Here is a 1,377-nt window from a genome sequence, read left to right as displayed (position 1 = left end):
TTTAGAAGTAGGATAAGCCCTCGACCGATTAGTATTGGTCAGCTCCATGCATTGCTGCACTTCCACCTCCAACCTATCTACCTCGTCGTCTTCAAGGGGTCTTACATACTGGGAAATCTCATCTTGAGGGGGGCTTCACGCTTAGATGCTTTCAGCGCTTATCCCTTCCGCACGTAGCTACCCAGCGATGCTCCTGGCGGAACAACTGGTACACCAGCGGTGCGTCCATCCCGGTCCTCTCGTACTAAGGACAGCTCCTCTCAAATTTCCTACGCCCACGACAGATAGGGACCGAACTGTCTCACGACGTTCTGAACCCAGCTCGCGTACCGCTTTAATGGGCGAACAGCCCAACCCTTGGGACCTACTTCAGCCCCAGGATGCGATGAGCCGACATCGAGGTGCCAAACCTCCCCGTCGATGTGGACTCTTGGGGGAGATAAGCCTGTTATCCCCAGGGTAGCTTTTATCCGTTGAGCGATGGCCCTTCCATGCGGTACCACCGGATCACTAAGCCCGACTTTCGTCCCTGCTCGACTTGTAGGTCTCGCAGTCAAGCTCCCTTTTGCCTTTGCACTCTTCGAATGATTTCCAACCATTCTGAGGGAACCTTAGGGCGCCTCCGTTACATTTTAGGAGGCGACCGCCCCAGTCAAACTGCCCACCTGACACGGTCCCCGTACCGGATCACGGTACTAGGTTAGAACTCAGATGCGATCAGGGTGGTATCCCAACGGCGCCTCCAAGGAAGCTTGCGCTCCCTCTTCTAAGGCTCCCACCTATCCTGTACAAATCGCACCCCAGTTCAATATCAAGCTGCAGTAAAGCTCCATGGGGTCTTTCCGTCTTGTCGCGGGTAACCTGCATCTTCACAGGTATTAAAATTTCACCGGATCTCTCGTTGAGACAGCGCCCAAATCGTTACGCCATTCGTGCGGGTCAGAATTTACCTGACAAGGAATTTCGCTACCTTAGGACCGTTATAGTTACGGCCGCCGTTTACTGGGGCTTCGGTTCATAGCTTCGCTTGCGCTAACCACTCCCCTTAACCTTCCAGCACCGGGCAGGCGTCAGCCCGTATACTTCGCCTTGCGGCTTCGCACAGACCTGTGTTTTTGCTAAACAGTCGCTTGGGCCTTTTCACTGCGGCCCCCTCGTGCTATTCACACTACCGGGGCACCCCTTCTCCCGAAGTTACGGGGTCATTTTGCCGAGTTCCTTAACGAGAGTTCTTCCGCGCGCCTTAGAATTCTCTTCTCACCTACCTGTGTCGGTTTACGGTACGGGCACCTGCTTCCTGGCTAGAGGCTTTTCTTGGCAGTGTGAGATCATGACCTTCGCTACTGTAATTTTCGCTCCCCATCACAGCCTGACCTT

1 rRNA gene (only partly in view) is annotated in these 1,377 nt (G+C 54.3%); it reads right to left on the bottom strand.

Annotated elements, in window-relative coordinates:
* Positions 1–8: 8 nt before the first annotated feature.
* Positions 9–1,377 (bottom strand): 23S ribosomal RNA (locus AAHF22_RS23645); its annotated part runs 1,398 nt beyond the window's last position; the annotation flags it as partial.

Origin of the sequence: Paenibacillus wenxiniae, assembly GCF_039822605.1 — a bacterium.
In the GTDB taxonomy this organism is placed as follows: Bacteria; Bacillota; Bacilli; order Paenibacillales; family Paenibacillaceae; genus Saccharibacillus; species Saccharibacillus wenxiniae.
This window is presented reverse-complemented; position numbering and strand designations above follow the sequence as displayed.